We start from the raw sequence: 15,853 nt of genomic DNA, 5'->3' as shown, positions 1-15,853 counted from the left end.
GGTAAAATAGGTATTAGAGAAACGCAAGAAGCTTAGGGCAGCAATCTTGCGTATCGTTAGCTTTTTCTTATAAATAGCGTTCTTTAATATGTGCAAAAAAATAATTGGGATTTAATGTTTCACCAGTTGCCTGTCTTAAAAGCTCTTGATAAGACAATAATTTTCCTTTTTGGTGGATATTTTCTCTTAGCCAGTGCAACAAGGGCATCAAATCGCCTCGTTTTAACTGCTCTTTAATATCGGGGATTGATTTGCTTACTGCTGCGAATAACTGAGCGGCAATTAACGCCCCGAAGGTATAGGCGGGAAAATATCCAAAAGTTCCCGAAGGCCAATGAACATCTTGCATCACTCCATTTTTATCATCACCTTGGGTAGATAGGCCTAAATACTTTTGCATGGATGAATTCCAAACCTCAGGCAAGTCCGCAATAGTGATTTCTGAAGAAAATAATTGTTGTTCTATTTCGTAGCGAAGGATCACGTGTAAGGGATAAGTGACTTCATCCGCATCAACGCGAATTAAGCCAGGCTGTACTTTTGTATAATGATAATAAATATTTTCCTGGGTTATATTTTCTGCATTTTCAAAATATTTTTGAGCCATAGGCGCCAGGAACTGAATGTATTCCAGGCTTCTGCAGATTTGCATCTCAATAAACAAAGATTGACTCTCATGAACTGCCATTCCTAAAGAGTGTCCGACCGGTTGTATCGCCCACTTTTCAGGTAAGCCTTGTTCATAAAGGGCATGCCCTGTTTCATGGGATATGGCCATGATTGAGGATAAGAATTCATCTTCTTTATAGCGTGTTGTAATGCGAACGTCACTTGATATACCGCCACAAAATGGATGATGGCTTACATCTAACCGACCATGGTGAAAATCAAAGCCCAAACGGCTCATTATTTCCATCCCAAGCTGTTTTTGCTTGTCTACAGGAAACTCCCCGAATATTTTTTTTATCTCCCTGTTTTTTTGTTGTGCCATAATCCTGGGAATAAGTTTTGGCAGTTCGTGTTTCAAGGAGTTAAAAACAGGGGTAATTGTGGCGCAGTCCAAGTCCGGAGAATATTCATCAATCAAAACATCGAGAGCAGACTTGTTAAATAGTTGGGATTTGATCTCGGCAATCGTTTTTACTTTTTTAAATAATTTTTCCAGGTAAGGTTTAAATGATTTCCAATCATTGTTTGCGCGTAATTCTCGCCATGCCTGGCAGCATATTAAAGATTCATTAGTAAATTCTGCGACCAAATTTACAGGAATACAGGTGGCTTGCAGGTATTCCTTTTCCATCCAGTAAAGATTTTTTTGCTGCCATACAGATAAACCTTCCATGTCTTTGGCTTGTTTCAGCAAGTCGCCTACTTTTTTATGGGTTAACCAATCATGTTGTACAGCACTTAATGTGGCCAATGCCTCTGCTCGGGCTTTGCCCCCGCCAGCGGGCATCATCGTCGCCTCATCCCAGGAAACTATGGCGGTCAAATTTTCAAAATCATAATATTTTTTAAAATGCTGCTCTAATTGTTGGTATGCGTTCATGAAAGATTCTCATAATTTATTTAGTCTTGGGCCTGTTAACTATCTTTCGATAATCAAGGAATCCCATATTATTTGTGCCAGAGTAATTGAGGGTAGATTCTAAAATATAAATGGGATTATTTTTTTCTTCACCTTTAATTTATATAGTTCATATTCAGGAAATTTTTTACTCAATAAGCTTTCTTCTTTGTTTATTTTGCAATTAAAAAAAAGAAGCAATACTAATGAAGCGATGAAAGAGGATACGGAGCCCCAGTAGAAAGACCAGCCGATAGCCATAATAATTACTCCGGTGTAGATTGGGTGACGGACTATGCCATAGAGTCCTGAGGTAACAAGCTGAGCGTTTTTTTTAGGCGTCACAACAGGTGTAAGCGCTGTCCCCAATTGTTTTATGGCAATGACAAGAATTAAAAGGCCGATAAGGAGAAACCCCAAACCCAAGAGATTGATTATGAGATTATGGAAATGCATCAAGGGGGTAAGCAAGAGTATTGCCAGTAGTATAATAATTTGTGCGGCTACATATTTATCCAGGTATTGATTATCCATAATGGTTTATCAGAGCAGGTTATTATCTTTCATCTATTACATAAGCTATAACCCAAATTATTCATAAAATCAAAAATTTAAACAATTAAATTGTTCAATAACTCTACCCAATTATGTAAGTTAATTGTAAACTTGCTCCCCGAAAAGGCAAAGTTATAATAAAACGAGCTTCTTTTCGAGAGGTACTTTTATCGGATTTAATTATTAATTTTTTAAGGAGCAATGATATGCCTCATACACCACCAGGATCCCCCCGAGCTGAAAGAAAGTCTGAAGAAGAAAAAAATTTGAAGAGTTCGCAGGAAAGTGTAGAGCAAGAAAATTTAGAGGAAAGCCAGGAGCAGCCCTCACCTCAAGTTGACGATCATCTTCCGGAAGAAGCCCAGCAAGAAGTTCCTCAACAACAAATCCCCCAGCAAAATGCGCAACCAAGAAACGCCAATACTTTTTTTGGTTTTACCCCCAGAGTTATTATGTGCCCACAACATGGAGTGCACATTTTAGACAGGGTAGATGAGAACGTACTCGTTATGCTCACCTTACATGCTGACCCTGAGTTGATGCGGGATATTGCATTCCTGTCATTAATAGGAGCTTTAAATGGAATGGGTGCCCATGCGAATCCAAACTCACAACCCGAACAGGAAGAGGAAGTAGAGCCAACAATGCAAGAAGATTTACTTCATGAGCGGAATCAACAAGATTCAGAAGAAGATGAAGAGCTCAACGAAAGTGTCTCTCGTTGCCTTATGATGTAACTGGAATCCCGCAGCTTAAGGCTGCGGGTTCGCTGCTGAACAACCAAGATTGATAACCCACCTCAAAATCTTATATTATCGCATTTCGCATCTTCTCTAAAATCAAAGGAAATCACTATGGGACGTTTTAAATGGATGTTCGTTGGCTTACTTGCCTCAATTGCACATGCCAATTTACCTTATTATCCCCTGGAGTTTCCTCGAGATGAAGCAGCTCATCATCAAAACATACCTTATTCATTTGAGCATCTGATTGAATGGTGGTATTTCAATGGAAAGCTAACAACCGATGATGGCGAGCATTTAAGTTTTGATGTAGCTGTGTTTAATTCGGCTATTAATGTAAAAGGTCGTGTTTATACCAAACCTATGGTGCACATGCAGCTTGCCGATTTGGACCACAAAAAAGGGTATGGAGCAGCCAAAGAGTATTTTTTGAATGAAGGAAAGTTTTCTACAGAGACGTTAAACATTATCCTGAAAAAAGAGTACGTTTTAGAAAAGAAAACTCAGCAAGGGAAAGAGGTTTATTTATTGAAAGCAGATGTTCGGGAAAACAATACGGAATTAAAATTTAATTTAATCCTGGAACCCCGTGCCCCCTTTTTCTTGATTAATGAGAACGGTCTCATGCCTATGGCTGAGGCTACCAATTCATATTATTATTCTATTCCCCATTTTAATACGACAGGGACTCTTACACTAAATAAAAAGACTTATAAAATAGAGCAAAATCCCGGGGATTCCTGGATGGATCATCAATGGGGGGATTTTACTCTCGATTCAAATGGTTGGGAATGGTTCGGCGTGCGTCTGGATAATGGCATTGATGCCAATATCTTCCTTATTTTTAACTTTAAAGACAATACAGTTATTGGGGGCTTGGCAAATGTCATTCTTCCTTCGGGTGAAAAGCGATTTATTTCCTATCAAGATATGGAAGTATTGCGTGAGAATTACTGGCTCGATCCGGAACTATCTATTCTTTACCCCACCACATACCGAATTAATATCCCCAGCCTCAATTTGTCATTTACTAATGTGGCTGCTTTCCCTGAACAGGAAAAACATGGTTATTGGGAGGGGTATTGCGATGTATCTGGAACTTATGATCAACAAGAGGTCGCGGGCTTTTCCTATACAGAAATTGTCTACCAAAATCCGGCCTTCACTTTTGCCCATCCTTAGGGGTGGTGAATTTGAAGAAAGGGATTGTAGTGGGATGCAGCCTTTTGGCCTTCTTATGGGGCGATAAACATTAAAGCGGGATGACATGAGGTATTTGATAAAAGTGGTTAAAAAACTATTTCTTTTATTCCCCCTGATGATGATGGTGTTTTTTCTCAAAGCCATCACAGTCAATAGCGCCCCTGAATCAGGGAAAATTCAAACAGAGCTCTCTAAATTGGCTGAAATAAATAAAAGAGGTAAAAAAGTTAACTCAGCTCAGTTGCCAAGCCCTTACGATAAGTTATTAACTCAACCTTTAATGACAAAAAGTCTGGAAAAATATTATGGCCGGCGAGCAATTATAAAAACAATTTTTGCGAGTCAGGATCCTGAGCACCATACTTATCATCGGTCAATTGTCATGCTCGTTGATGGCAATAAGGAAAGAAACGATCCTGATTTTGCACAAATAAAAAAAGAAGCATTAGTAGTCGAGATAGCGTTTATTACTATAAATTTTAAAGAACTACCGAAAAGCCTTATAGAAAAGGTACTCCATACGAATATTCCTTTTGGCAAATTGCTGATGCACTATCAGATACGAACTTTAAGCAGGGATCGAACTTATTATAAAATCCAGTGTGATAGTACATTGGCGGCATTAATTAATTGTCCCCTTAATACTCCTATTTATGGACGTACAAATACCCTGATTAGCGCAGATAATAAAAAATGGCTCGCGCATGTTGTTGAGATTTTACCCAATCCACTGGAAATAAAGTAGCATCCAATTCAAAACAGGTTTTGATGTGTATTAAATGCTTATTATGATATTATCTCGGCCAGTTAAATATAAAGCATAGAGAACCTGATGAAAGTGCGTCAGGATTCACGGCGAATTCCGAATGGGAATTTCATTCATTTTCAAATTGGAGCAAAAGGAATTTGGTGATTTATGTGGAATGAAAAAACAACAAAAACCTTCCTTGTTTTTTATGTGGGATTCCTGTTTTTAGCAACATTTTTCTTAGTTCCTACTATTACCAGCTTTTATTATTATGCCTGGGGGAAACACCTGGCGTGGTCTTATTTTGATGGGCCGCCGATGATTGCCTATCTTTTCCACATCTCCCAAGCAATTTTTGGGAATACCTTTTTTTCCATAAATGTTATTGGTTTTTTATGTCTGGTTGTAGGCGCTTATTATATATATAAGATCGGGTGTCTCTTGCAGGACCGGGAAACGGGATTGCTTAGTGCTTTAATCTGGGTTGCTTTACCCACGACTACGGAAAGTATTTTTGTTCGTGTTTTATATGATGCTCCCTTAAATTTATTTACGATTCTTTCTTTTTATACCTTTGCTCGCTACATTTGCTTTAAACGGCTTGCCGATCTTTACCTGTGCGCTTTATTTATAGGTGCGATGCTTTTATCCAAATATACAGCGGTTGTCAGTGTCATGGCGCTGTTGATTTATCTTGTATTTTCAAAACAACGACAACTGTTTAAAAGCATCCACTTTTACCTCGGTAGTTTAATTATTGTTCTCCTGGTTTCTCCAGTTATTTACTGGAATATCAATCATAATTGGATATCGATTACTTATTTATTAAATTTTCATAGTCAAACCCAGAATCATACCACAATAACCCATTGCCTTTTTGAGCTTGTAGGGGCGCTCGTTCTTAATTATTCCGTATTACTGCCGTTAACTGTTTTCGGGTGGTTTAAGTATCGCAAAACAAGAGTATCTAATAATAATTCGGTACTGGAGTTAATTTACACTGTACTACTTTCAGGACTGCTATTTTGGTTGGCAGCGACTATATCAGGTGGAGATGTACGGGTAGTTTATCTTGCTCCCTTGGGAATGAATTTCGCTTTGGTCACCGGATACCTCATTGCTCGATATCAATACCAAAGATTTTTTAAAATGGCATATCCATTTGCTTTATCCTTTAGCATCGTCATGATTATTATCAATGCATGGCCCATGGCTAATTATTTGAAAAAAGGAAGGGCCTATACGGTACTCAACCGAGCAATTCAGGAACCCAAAATTATTATAAAAGGCCAACCATTGGTTACCGGATATTTCAGTAATGCTGCAGCATTAAACTTCTTTATGCCGAATGACTCCGTGTATGCAATTCCTTGTGGGGATATTAATCAATACCAATATTGGGGGGAGGCCTTTTTAAATGCCTTGAACCAGGGAAAAATAAAGAAAATCACTTATGTGGACTTTAGAGATACCAAACACTGCGCGGAACGGTTTTTTAACCAGTGCCAATCATTGGCAACATTATCTCACCAAAAAATCATCCCGGTAATCCATAAACGAACAAAGCCAATTTATTTGTATGTATACGAATGCTCATCACCTCGCACCCAAGTTGCCTAGGATTGTCAATGAGGGATGGCCAGTTGGAACACCTTAGAGTGACGGGGATTATTTTTTGCCCGTATTTTTTTGATTGCACTTGCCATTCTATAACGTAATAATAAGTTTCGAATTTAACCAGTCGTATACATTTTGTATTGGTATCAGGCTATTCGTTAAGGAAAAAAAATGAAACTAAAATTGCTTATTGGATTTACAGCTGCTGCATTGGCTTTGGCACACGTTGCCCATGCTGATTTTACTTTTTATTCTGGCGCAAATACATGCGAAAATGTTCCCGGAAACTGGTCGGGCTCAGGGAAGGCTACCAATTGGTTGATTGGTGAATGTGTTTATAATGGAGCAGGAACTATCAGTGCTTTGGACATGGACGGTAATTTTAGTATAGAAGTCAATTCGGATAAACGTTCTGGAAGTCTTGTATGTCCCGAGCACAACACAACAAAACTGAAGGGAGTCTGTGTTAACGGAGTTGTTACTATAAAGACAGAATACGGTAACCTGAATGGAATTTTTTCAAAAGATTCGGGCAGTGCGAAGGGGAAATTAAACGTTTCCCCGGGTATGGATGTCGAGGTGTCCATCCAATTTAATCGTGTTGGCTAAATAGTTTTAATTGCGGACAAGCTAAGCTTGAATCCGGAATCTGGATTTCCGGGTTTCAGCTGCGCTGTCCCTGGCTACCAAACACTTAATCACGCAATGATTTTTTTAATTCCATTATATGTTGATAGGCTTCATTTATTCGTTCCTGAGTAATTTCGCCTGATTTGACCTTTGCTTCGATTATATCAATGACCTGGGTAGGATTTTGTTGCGGTACAGACAAATTGTTCCCAAACATCAGCATGTCCGCGCCGGCATTGATCGCAAGTGCTAAAGCTTGCCCAAGCTCATAATTGTCGCTAATCGCTTTCATTTGCATGTCATCAGTAATAATCACGCCTTTAAAATGCAGTTGATTGCGTAGAAGCCCAGTCAATATTTTGTGGGACAGGGTTGCGGGAAGACCTGAGGGATCGAGTTGACGATTCACAATATGCGCTGTCATAACCACTCCGCATACTTCCTGTGATTGAAACAGGCGCTCAAAAGGCTCCAGTTCATAAGCATGCCAGGTATCAGTGACGTCTACAAAGCCCTGGTGCGAGTCTTTTGTGGAACTACCATGGCCTGGGAAGTGTTTATAAGCACACTGAATTTTTTTATTTAAAAAATGATGGGTATAAATAGCTGCATAATGGGTGACTTTTTGGGGATCGCTGGAAAAACTTCGATCTTTTTTACCAATTACAGGATTATCTGGGTTAACGTTTACATCCAGTTCTGGAGCGAAATCCAGATTAAATTCAGCTTTTTTTAATGTTTGAGCCATAGATTCAGCAGAGGATTCAGCTTTTTTAAAGCCTCTTTTGCCGATTTCGGCAGCAGACAGGGTCGATGGAAATCCATATTGTTTGCCTAAACGATTTACCTGACCTCCTTCGTAATCAACCGAAATTAATAGGGGCAACTGCATTCGATGATGCTGCAAATTGCTCTGTTTGGCAAAAGAGTGCAGATCATGATTCAATTTTCTTACTTGCTCCGGACTCTCAATATTTTTATCAAAAGTATTTGTATGATAATTGTAGTCAAATAGAATAACCCCCCCAATATTATCCTTATCAATCATTTGTACTATGGATGATTTTGAATTGATTGTTTTTCCGTTAAAACCAATAAGGAGCATTTGACCAATTTTGTCGCGCAAACTCACTTCCGAAGTAGTTCCGGCAAGGCAGTTTGCGGAGAAAAGAAAAGAGAGTAATAGTGAAAAAAAATAGTTCATCTTGGGTCCGTATACTTACTAAATGTCGCAAATTTTATCATTTTGCTCACTTTTGTTCAATCCGGGTGATCTTTTTTTAAAGTATACCTGAAAGTTGAGACTTGCTATTATTTCTTTAATTGAATGTGAAAGGTAAGCTATGACTAAAGCGAGTGAATACTTTAATGAAAATTGGCAACGTTACCGAAATGCTGTGAAAAATAATACCTTATTTCATCGTGAGATGGGCCAGGCATTAAAAAAATTTCTTTCCACCCATCTCGGAAACCGTCCTTTTTCATTCGTGGATGTGGGTTGTGGAGACAGCAGTACCGTTGCTCCCCTATTGTCTGAAACCTCCATTAAAAAATATATAGGGATAGATGCAGCACCAGATGTTTTAAAAATGGCGGAAAACACAATGGCTTCGCTCCATTGTGAAAAAGAGTTTATCGTGGATAACATGACTTCAGCACTCCCGAAATTACCTGCTACGGTTGATGTAATTTATACCAGTTATGCAGTCCACCATTTATCTTTGCAAGATAAAATGAGTTTTATCGATACTTGCAAACAGAAATTAAACCCTAACGGTTTTTTGCTCATGGTGGATGGGGTACTTAAACAGAGGCAGACACGTGAGGAATGGCTGGACGCTTTGGAGTCGCGAATGTTGGAAAGTAATCCTGAAATCACTGGCGAGGAGATTATTGCACGCATGGAGCATCCTCGTGCAGATGATCATCCTGAAGAAATTGACACTTTTGCTCAAATTGCTCGTCGTCAATCCTGGAAAAATTTTCAAGTTCTTGTGGACAAGGGTATATTTGCGTTTATGGCCTTTGAAAAGTAGTTTTGGTTTAATTTGTTTCCATATTGGTTCCAAATTAACACAATGTACACAAGGATTTACCTGAGTACCTGTGCTAATCCGCCTTATCACTAGGTGAAAAGTTGGGCTTTGGTTGCATTAATATAAATGTTGTCGATAATTCCAATAATCAAGGATGCCGGTCCCGAAGCACTGGAGGATATTGGGCCAACACATTCGGCATAAAAGTGGGTTGCATTTTTCGCTGCCAAAAATGGATCTTTAACTACAGAATTAAATACACTAATAATTGCAGAGAGTAAATTTCCTATTCCAGCAACTTTTTGTACCATGGCAGAGTCAAAATTAAACTGACCCATTTGAGCAGAATCTACGACTATATGTCTTTTTCCACTTACCACTACAGCCAGATTGTGTTTAGTTGATAAAGACCTGGCATTTTCAACAATTAATTTATCTTCCTGTAAATGATTATTACCTTGGATTACAAGTTCGCCAGTCAGCAAACTTGCAATTTCATTAGGATACCCACGGATAATTGAAATCTGATGTTTGTTGATCAAATGTGTTGCGATATCGGTTCGATATCGGCTTGCACCAGCCCCTACCGGATCGAGGATAATGGGAATATTCATTTTATTTGCCAGTTTGCAGATGGCGTTGCTCAATTTAACAAAAGGGTTATCCAGTTTACCCAAATTGATTACAACCGCTTTGGAAATTCTGAGTAATTCTTCAACTTCCTCTTCGGCACTGCACATAATGGGAAATCCCCCAATACTTCGTATACCACTGGCCACATAGCCCATGGGGAAATAATTGGTAATAGTTAATACAAATGGTTTTTGTTGTTTTATTGTCCTTAAAATTTCATTCATTTCTTCAGTCATAAAAATCCATTTGAATTTATTTTATTGAAATACTTTAACTCAGTTTTAAAATTGCGACCACTAAATGATTAATCAGCGGGGAAAGGTGCAGATGAATAATTTGTATACGTCATAATTTGCTTTTTCAAGAAGGGCAAACTAAGTTTAAATTTTAGGGATGGAATTTAACTTCAAGGAGATAGTAAATGTCAAAACATGATAAATTTAAAAATGAGTCACAAGATGCACGTCGTCATGACCAGCAACATACTGCTCATCCTGATAAAGCAAAACATACCCATGAGAAGTCCAAGCTCGCCCCTCATGCAAATAAAAAGAAATAAAATATCTGAATGCCTTGGGAAGGTTTAAAAACCTTAACCCAAGGTAAAATTGTTCGCAGGAATATAAATCTTTGCTTGGTATGACGAATGTCAGTACTCGTTTATCGGCAACGTAATTGTCCCCATCTATTGCGCCAGCAGTTGTTGCTAACTGGTGTAGCCCATTTCCCTGGGTTATTTTTTACACAAAAGCCGTTTGTTCTATGGAATCCATATCCGCAACCTTGAGCAGCACTAGCTACAGGAGTATAACTTAAGGCAACTAACGAACCTAATAAAAGACTGGTGCGTAACACTTTTGAAATACATGAACTTGTATTCATTACATTCTCCTTTGTTTTTACTTTTTTTTCACCCAGCTTAAGTATAGAATTTATTTTTTAGTTTGCCCAAAATAAGATCAAAAAAATTTAATATAGACTTAGATGATTGAAATATATCCATAAATTACAAGAGAATTTATTTGCACCTGTTTACCATTCATCTTGCCATAAGCTGAGTTGTTTATAGGGAGGATTTCCTTTTTTACAGAACTTGCCAGTTTCCAGGGCAGGACTGGGTTCAACATTAAGTCTGTATCGCTTACACGCCAGCAGAAATCGGGTTTTCAAGAGATTGGCGTACTCTCCTTCACCACGCATTCGAGTGCCAAATTTCGCATCATATTCTTTTCCCCCACGCATTTGTCGAATGAGGCTCATTACATGTTCAGCTCTTTCAGGGAAATGTGTCGAAAGCCATTCTTTAAATAAATCCTTTACTTCATGAGGCAGCCGGATTAAAACATAATTTGCATATTTTGCCCCAGATTGGGCAGCGGCTTGCATAATTTTTTCCAGCTCAATGTCATTGATCATGGGGATTACAGGCGCAACCATAACCCGAACTGGGATATGGTTTTCTGTTAGATTTTTTATAACTCTCAATCTCCCTGAGGGGGCTGTAGTTCGGGGCTCCATAATTCGTTTCAGATCAGTTGAAAGAGAGGTAATGCTTATTGCTACTTTGGCCAGATTGTGTGTTGCCATGCCTGATAAAATATCCAAATCGCGCTCTATAAGGGAATTTTTAGTAATAATGATTACAGGGTGTTGATGGTCTGCTAATACTTTTAAAAGGCTACGCGTAATTTCAAGTTTTGCTTCAGCTGGTTGGTAGGGATCGGTATTTGCTCCCAAAACAATAGGCTTGCATACATAGTTTTTCTTATTGATCTCCTTTTCCAAAAGCTTTGCTGCATCTACTTTATAGAAAATTTTGGTTTCAAAATCGATTCCAGGAGACAAATTCACATAAGAATGGCTTGGGCGTGCATAGCAATAAATACACCCATGTTCACATCCTCGATAGGGATTAATCGACTGTTCAAAACCGATATCAGGTGAATCATTACGACTGATCACTGATTTGGAATGTTCAGGTAGTAAAAAAGTTTCCAGAGGAGGGAGAATATCTTCCTCGATATCCCAGCCATCAGCAAAATGTTCGCGAGTTTGTGATTCAAATCGTCCATCAGGATTGCTAAGGGCACCACGATTTTTGAGGGTTTGATTGGGTTTCATTACGAAATAGAATAAATAATAGGCAGTTTATTCTATCATATACTTTGTCAAAATGTGGACTTACTCACCCGCGTTCCTTGGGGTGATTAATTACCGAAGCCGTCATTCGCGAAATACAAGTCAGTTTTTTTTCTTCATTGAAAATCCTTACTTCCCAAACGTGGGTAGACCGCCCAATATGAAGGGGGGAGGTTATGGCAGTAACAACTCCTTTGTTCACAGAGCGAATATGATTGGCATTGATTTCTAAACCAACACAAAAGAATTGGCTCAGATCAATAACTGCGTTTGCTGCTGTACTCGCTACTGTCTCGGCCAGGGCGACATTGGCACCTCCATGGAGAATACCTATTGGCTGTTGGGTACGCGCGTTGACCGGCATGGTTGCTCTTAAATAATCATTCCCTATTTCAATAAATTCAATCCCCAGAAATTCAGCCATGGTATTCTTTCCAAACTGATTGAGATATTCCAGGGAAATTTCTTTAAACCATATAGACATTTTTTATCTCCTTTTTCTTAAAATAAGATAAACTTTATTGATCCAAAACACCAATAAAAATTATTATGACAAACCAAGCATGCATGAGATGTTATGTCTCGGGAAAAGTTCAGGGAGTATGGTATCGCGCTTCAGCGCAAAGAGAAGCGCGAAAATTGGGTATTACAGGGTGGGCTAGAAATTTGGATGATGGGCGTGTCGAAGTTTTTGCTTGTGGTGAACTGCAAAGCCTTGAGCTCTTTTTTGAATGGCTAAAGGAAGGACCGCAATTAGCTGTTGTAGAAGAATGTACTTATGAACAACTTATTTGGCAGGAATATGAAGGATTTGATACTTGGTAGTGAGGAGAGTGAAGTCACGTCTTCCCCCCCTGGACTAGCCTGTGGGGGAATGGGTTTTTATAAAATATTCTATTGAGTTCATTAATTGGAAAACCTGATCAGGAACAAATATTTCCAGTTGTGCAAACACATGTATCATTCCCTTAAATTCTTCCAGGGTTACGGAAACCCCTTTATCTTTTATTTTTTTTGCGAAAGCTAAAGCTTCATCACATAGAGGATCATATTCAGCCACAGCGATATAGCAAGGCGGTAATAATTCCAAATGATGAAAATACATTGGGGAGGCCAGGAAGCGATCGCCGCCCTGGATAAAATAATTGTCAAAATACCATTGCACCTTGTCTCGGGTCAGTAAAAAACCTGTACCATTACGCTGATAAGAATCATAGTTCATCGAAAAATCAACTGAAGGATAAATTAACACTAATCCTTTAATCGTCTCATCCCCATGCTCTTTTATCTGGTGGCAAACGGAAAGAGCTAAATTTCCTCCCGCACTATCACTTGCCAGGAACACATGTTCAGTATTGACTTGAAATTCTTTAAGTATCTCATTTTTATGCTGGAAAACCGCAATACAATCTTGTAAACCGGCGGGATACGGAAACTCGGGGGCCAAACGATAACCAACAGAAAGCACTGCCGATTGACCGGTTGCTGCTATCCGTCGACAAAGTGCGTCATGGGTATCGATACTTCCCGACAAATGTCCCCCCCCATGAAAATAAATCATCAAAGGTAATTTTTTTTGAGGGGCAGGGTGATAGATTCGGACTGGGATTTCCCGATCAGGCAGGTGCAGTTTCAGATTACTGGTTAGAGGCAAAAAAACTTTGGGTAGTGCAAAAGCCTCAGCTGTTTTTTCTGCAAGATCGCGCACCTCCTCGGGTATGAGGGGGATGGCAGGTCTTGTATTAGTCATATCCAAGAAATTTTGCAACGATTGGGGTATATCGTCACGTGACATGAAGTGTCTCCGAATCTTTGTTAAGAGTTAGATATTTAATCCATGCCTCCAGATAGCAGCAACGCGCTTTTCACCTTTAGAACTTGCAACAAAAAAAGTCCAATAACAAGTAACCAGACACTGCCTAAAATAATAATAAAACTTAATAAGGGAGTAACCATCAGATAACCCATAACTATAACACTTAGTGTAGCAAAACACATGTTAACAAAGCTCATCATGGCAGCTGCACTGGCTTTATCCTTTAGTGCGTTAGACGCAATAAATGAACCCCCTGAAAAAAGAAAACTGCTAAATAAATACAGGCTGCATGTGATGAGGAAAAACCATAATGAGGATTGGCTCCCTAATTGCCACATCATGAATAAATTCAATATTCCGAAAGCAACCCCAAAAAAACCAGTTGCAATTAGTTGATTTGCTGAAAAACGAGCGAGTAAGCGTTTGGCTGACAGACCGCCCAGCAGCATACCCACGATGTTGAGTATATTCCAATAACCATATTCAGCAGCTGAAAGTTTCAGCAGTTCCTCTGCGATTTGAGGCCCCGCAGCAGAAAAACAGTAGGAGATTACAGAACAACAGCCCACAACCAATGAAAAAATAACCAGCTTTGCAGAAGCCAGGGCGGCAGAATAATCCCGAATAATTGCCATAACATGAATCGATTTGGGATGAACTAATGTTTCGCTAAATACACAAGTTCCCCAAAGCATAATGAAACCATGCACAAGCAAGATCCAAAAACAGACTTGCCAGTGCAAATATTCTGTAATTAGTCCGCCAATTACTACAGCAATCCCAATTCCCAATGCAAAGGATAAAACCGAGTAGGCCATAGCCGTTTTGCGTTGGTTTTCAGGTAACCATTCATTGATCAACATGAATGTACAGGCAAGTCCGCTGGCTGCACCCAGGGCGGTAATCAACCGTCCCCCTACAAGCAACCAATAGCTTCCCTGTAACAAGGCCAGCAAACAAAGGGCAATGCCAAACAAGTTAATTATAAGTCCGGTACGCAGTGCTTTTAAACGACCGAATCGATTAGCAAGTGGGGCATAGATCAGTTGGCCAACTACATATCCTATTAAAAATGCAGAGACTATCCATTCAATAACTCCTGGCCTTAATGCGTACTCATTTTGAATTTTTGGCAAAGCAGGGGTGATAATCGCAGCGGAAACCGATGCAATGGAAATGTAGTTCAGTAACCAAAACAAATTAAAGGAAGATGATTTTTCGCTTGCACCCATGATTGTCCTTAATTCAGGAGAAAAGGGGTTTATTTTAAGTACTTTCTTATCTTAGTCAACAATTCTTTACCGATTCATGCTATTTTTGTTCAAGTTCGAATGCAAAAAAGCAGATAGGTTGATTTATTCTATAGGTGCTTTGCGAAATGTCCGGACAATTTTATTGGTTTTATTATCAACAATTTCACCACGAATTTCATTAAAGTTGTCGTTGACTTGAATTAACATCCAAGCGTAAAGCTTATCGATATCATTTCCGGTTTGGGTCGCGATTCTTTCTTCTTTGCAGTAAACATTTGCGGTAAATTGCGTGCTCATTTGAGAATCCTTTGATCCAAACATCATATATATAAGTTTAGCTATTTTTAGCCAATTCACCACGTTAGAGAGGGGTAAATTGAACTATAATTTAAATGGGGGAGGTTATTTGAGGAGATTGTCATGTATACCAATTTTTTAGCTGCGGTCTTAGGTTGGTATTTGGTAATAGTGAGTCTGCTTTTGCTGACACGACGTGAAATTATAGTCAATGCCACAAAAGAATTAATGGGACAACGCGCTGTCATGTTTGTTGTGGGTGTTATCACATTAATAATCGGATTATTAATGGTTATTAGTCATAACATATGGGTCATGGATTGGCCTGTTATTGTTACTCTATTTGCCTGGCTTACCCTGATTGGGGGCTTGTTCAGGCTCTATTTTCCGGATACTGTCTATAAAATTTGGAATAATATAATGGATAAAACGGGAGTATTGATCACTACGGGAGTAATCTCATTAGTCATCGGCCTGTTCTTGTTGTATCAAGTTTATTTCCACTGATAGAAGATCATAAACTTCAACACCCGGCTAATTTGAATCCGGGTTCTTTTTACCCGAAATTAAAATGGTTGTAACAGTTTTAAATTTGAAATCCCCAGAGTTAATCTAG

The 15,853-nt window shown here is 39.0% G+C and carries 19 protein-coding genes; 9 read left to right on the top strand and 10 right to left on the bottom strand.

The features are described from left to right. Nucleotides 1-67 precede the first annotated feature (67 nt). Both KYQ_RS06975 and KYQ_RS18250 read right to left on the bottom strand, forming a co-directional pair. Complete coding sequence (locus tag KYQ_RS06975; RefSeq protein WP_010653275.1) at nt 68-1,549, bottom strand: carboxypeptidase M32; 1,482 nt, start codon at nt 1,547-1,549, stop codon at nt 68-70. A gap of 99 nt (nt 1,550-1,648) precedes the next feature. Then, complete coding sequence (locus KYQ_RS18250; RefSeq protein ID WP_019349779.1) at nt 1,649-2,101, bottom strand: methyltransferase family protein; 453 nt, start codon at nt 2,099-2,101, stop codon at nt 1,649-1,651. Between the two features lie 227 nt (nt 2,102-2,328). On the opposite strand from KYQ_RS18250, the gene KYQ_RS06965 reads away from it, so the two are divergent. The 5 genes from KYQ_RS06965 (at nt 2,329) to KYQ_RS06945 (ending at nt 7,042) form a co-directional block, all read left to right on the top strand. Then, nucleotides 2,329-2,859 carry a hypothetical protein gene (locus tag KYQ_RS06965; RefSeq protein ID WP_019349778.1) on the top strand — a complete coding sequence of 177 codons (531 nt, stop codon included), beginning with the start codon at nt 2,329-2,331 and terminating at the stop codon, nt 2,857-2,859. A 117-nt stretch (nt 2,860-2,976) separates the two neighbouring features. Continuing rightward, nucleotides 2,977-4,047, top strand: a complete 1,071-nt coding sequence (locus KYQ_RS06960) for a lipocalin-like domain-containing protein (RefSeq protein ID WP_010653278.1) — start codon at nt 2,977-2,979, stop codon at nt 4,045-4,047. Between the two features lie 85 nt (nt 4,048-4,132). After that, the gene (locus KYQ_RS06955; RefSeq protein WP_010653279.1) at nt 4,133-4,813 is read left to right on the top strand and encodes a hypothetical protein; all 681 of its coding nucleotides are present in this window, start codon (nt 4,133-4,135) and stop codon (nt 4,811-4,813) included. 171 nt (nt 4,814-4,984) lie between these two features. Beyond that, the gene (locus KYQ_RS06950; protein ID WP_010653280.1) at nt 4,985-6,436 is read left to right on the top strand and encodes a glycosyltransferase family 39 protein; all 1,452 of its coding nucleotides are present in this window, start codon (nt 4,985-4,987) and stop codon (nt 6,434-6,436) included. 168 nt (nt 6,437-6,604) lie between these two features. Further along, nucleotides 6,605-7,042 (top strand): hypothetical protein, encoded by a 438-nt coding sequence (locus KYQ_RS06945; RefSeq protein WP_010653281.1) that lies wholly within the window; start codon nt 6,605-6,607, stop codon nt 7,040-7,042. 85 nt (nt 7,043-7,127) lie between these two features. Here KYQ_RS06945 and KYQ_RS06940 read toward each other — a convergent pair whose 3' ends face one another. After that, complete coding sequence (locus KYQ_RS06940; RefSeq protein WP_010653282.1) at nt 7,128-8,267, bottom strand: glycoside hydrolase family 3 protein; 1,140 nt, start codon at nt 8,265-8,267, stop codon at nt 7,128-7,130. 139 nt (nt 8,268-8,406) lie between these two features. On the opposite strand from KYQ_RS06940, the gene KYQ_RS06935 reads away from it, so the two are divergent. Continuing rightward, nucleotides 8,407-9,099, top strand: a complete 693-nt coding sequence (locus tag KYQ_RS06935; RefSeq protein ID WP_010653283.1) for a class I SAM-dependent methyltransferase — start codon at nt 8,407-8,409, stop codon at nt 9,097-9,099. Between the two features lie 89 nt (nt 9,100-9,188). Here KYQ_RS06935 and thiM read toward each other — a convergent pair whose 3' ends face one another. Next, the gene (gene thiM / locus KYQ_RS06930; protein ID WP_010653284.1) at nt 9,189-9,968 is read right to left on the bottom strand and encodes a hydroxyethylthiazole kinase; all 780 of its coding nucleotides are present in this window, start codon (nt 9,966-9,968) and stop codon (nt 9,189-9,191) included. 185 nt (nt 9,969-10,153) lie between these two features. Between thiM and KYQ_RS19310 the strand changes: the two genes are divergently transcribed. Next, nucleotides 10,154-10,291, top strand: coding sequence for a hypothetical protein (locus tag KYQ_RS19310; protein WP_019349777.1), 138 nt, complete (start codon nt 10,154-10,156; stop codon nt 10,289-10,291). A 101-nt stretch (nt 10,292-10,392) separates the two neighbouring features. Here the strand turns inward: KYQ_RS19310 and KYQ_RS18865 are convergent, their stop codons facing one another. From KYQ_RS18865 to KYQ_RS06915, 3 genes are all read right to left on the bottom strand, one after another. Then, entirely contained in the window at nt 10,393-10,614 is a 222-nt protein-coding gene (locus KYQ_RS18865; RefSeq protein ID WP_081465857.1) for a GCG_CRPN prefix-to-repeats domain-containing protein, read from the bottom strand. A 150-nt stretch (nt 10,615-10,764) separates the two neighbouring features. Then, nucleotides 10,765-11,853 (bottom strand): PA0069 family radical SAM protein, encoded by a 1,089-nt coding sequence (locus tag KYQ_RS06920; RefSeq protein ID WP_010653285.1) that lies wholly within the window; start codon nt 11,851-11,853, stop codon nt 10,765-10,767. A gap of 64 nt (nt 11,854-11,917) precedes the next feature. Beyond that, complete coding sequence (locus KYQ_RS06915; RefSeq protein WP_010653286.1) at nt 11,918-12,355, bottom strand: hotdog fold thioesterase; 438 nt, start codon at nt 12,353-12,355, stop codon at nt 11,918-11,920. A 65-nt stretch (nt 12,356-12,420) separates the two neighbouring features. Here KYQ_RS06915 and KYQ_RS06910 point away from each other — a divergent pair, with 65 nt between their 5' ends. Beyond that, on the top strand, nt 12,421-12,696 hold the full coding sequence (locus KYQ_RS06910) for an acylphosphatase (protein ID WP_010653287.1): 276 nt from the start codon (nt 12,421-12,423) through the stop codon (nt 12,694-12,696). A gap of 34 nt (nt 12,697-12,730) precedes the next feature. Here the strand turns inward: KYQ_RS06910 and KYQ_RS06905 are convergent, their stop codons facing one another. The 3 genes from KYQ_RS06905 to KYQ_RS06895 all read right to left on the bottom strand — a co-directional run bounded on the left by KYQ_RS06905 (nt 12,731) and on the right by KYQ_RS06895 (nt 15,237). Beyond that, nucleotides 12,731-13,666 (bottom strand): alpha/beta hydrolase, encoded by a 936-nt coding sequence (locus KYQ_RS06905; protein ID WP_019349776.1) that lies wholly within the window; start codon nt 13,664-13,666, stop codon nt 12,731-12,733. 35 nt (nt 13,667-13,701) lie between these two features. After that, nucleotides 13,702-14,919, bottom strand: a complete 1,218-nt coding sequence (locus KYQ_RS06900) for an MFS transporter (protein ID WP_010653289.1) — start codon at nt 14,917-14,919, stop codon at nt 13,702-13,704. A gap of 123 nt (nt 14,920-15,042) precedes the next feature. Next, complete coding sequence (locus KYQ_RS06895) at nt 15,043-15,237, bottom strand: hypothetical protein (protein WP_010653290.1); 195 nt, start codon at nt 15,235-15,237, stop codon at nt 15,043-15,045. Nucleotides 15,238-15,360: 123 nt separating this feature from the next. Here KYQ_RS06895 and KYQ_RS06890 point away from each other — a divergent pair, with 123 nt between their 5' ends. Beyond that, on the top strand, nt 15,361-15,744 hold the full coding sequence (locus KYQ_RS06890) for a DUF308 domain-containing protein (RefSeq protein ID WP_010653291.1): 384 nt from the start codon (nt 15,361-15,363) through the stop codon (nt 15,742-15,744). The last annotated feature ends 109 nt before the right edge of the window (nt 15,745-15,853 follow it).

This window comes from Fluoribacter dumoffii NY 23 (assembly GCF_000236165.1).
Lineage (GTDB): Bacteria > Pseudomonadota > Gammaproteobacteria > Legionellales > Legionellaceae > Legionella > Legionella dumoffii.
The sequence above is the reverse complement of the archived record's forward strand: the minus strand, read 5'-3'. Positions and strand labels throughout refer to the sequence as shown.

Coding starts and splice junctions, on each gene's coding strand:
- KYQ_RS06950 (WP_010653280.1), top strand. CDS start 4,985: ATGTGGAATGAAAAAACAACAAAAACCTTCCTTGTTTTTTATGTGGGA.
- KYQ_RS06900 (WP_010653289.1), bottom strand. CDS start 14,919: ATGGGTGCAAGCGAAAAATCATCTTCCTTTAATTTGTTTTGGTTACTG.
- KYQ_RS06940 (WP_010653282.1), bottom strand. CDS start 8,267: ATGAACTATTTTTTTTCACTATTACTCTCTTTTCTTTTCTCCGCAAAC.
- KYQ_RS06955 (WP_010653279.1), top strand. CDS start 4,133: ATGAGGTATTTGATAAAAGTGGTTAAAAAACTATTTCTTTTATTCCCC.
- KYQ_RS06895 (WP_010653290.1), bottom strand. CDS start 15,237: ATGAGCACGCAATTTACCGCAAATGTTTACTGCAAAGAAGAAAGAATC.
- KYQ_RS18250 (WP_019349779.1), bottom strand. CDS start 2,101: ATGGATAATCAATACCTGGATAAATATGTAGCCGCACAAATTATTATA.
- KYQ_RS06975 (WP_010653275.1), bottom strand. CDS start 1,549: ATGAACGCATACCAACAATTAGAGCAGCATTTTAAAAAATATTATGAT.
- KYQ_RS06910 (WP_010653287.1), top strand. CDS start 12,421: ATGACAAACCAAGCATGCATGAGATGTTATGTCTCGGGAAAAGTTCAG.
- KYQ_RS06915 (WP_010653286.1), bottom strand. CDS start 12,355: ATGTCTATATGGTTTAAAGAAATTTCCCTGGAATATCTCAATCAGTTT.
- thiM (WP_010653284.1), bottom strand. CDS start 9,968: ATGACTGAAGAAATGAATGAAATTTTAAGGACAATAAAACAACAAAAA.
- KYQ_RS18865 (WP_081465857.1), bottom strand. CDS start 10,614: ATGAATACAAGTTCATGTATTTCAAAAGTGTTACGCACCAGTCTTTTA.
- KYQ_RS06965 (WP_019349778.1), top strand. CDS start 2,329: ATGCCTCATACACCACCAGGATCCCCCCGAGCTGAAAGAAAGTCTGAA.
- KYQ_RS06920 (WP_010653285.1), bottom strand. CDS start 11,853: ATGAAACCCAATCAAACCCTCAAAAATCGTGGTGCCCTTAGCAATCCT.
- KYQ_RS06935 (WP_010653283.1), top strand. CDS start 8,407: ATGACTAAAGCGAGTGAATACTTTAATGAAAATTGGCAACGTTACCGA.
- KYQ_RS06960 (WP_010653278.1), top strand. CDS start 2,977: ATGGGACGTTTTAAATGGATGTTCGTTGGCTTACTTGCCTCAATTGCA.
- KYQ_RS06945 (WP_010653281.1), top strand. CDS start 6,605: ATGAAACTAAAATTGCTTATTGGATTTACAGCTGCTGCATTGGCTTTG.
- KYQ_RS06905 (WP_019349776.1), bottom strand. CDS start 13,666: ATGTCACGTGACGATATACCCCAATCGTTGCAAAATTTCTTGGATATG.
- KYQ_RS19310 (WP_019349777.1), top strand. CDS start 10,154: ATGTCAAAACATGATAAATTTAAAAATGAGTCACAAGATGCACGTCGT.
- KYQ_RS06890 (WP_010653291.1), top strand. CDS start 15,361: ATGTATACCAATTTTTTAGCTGCGGTCTTAGGTTGGTATTTGGTAATA.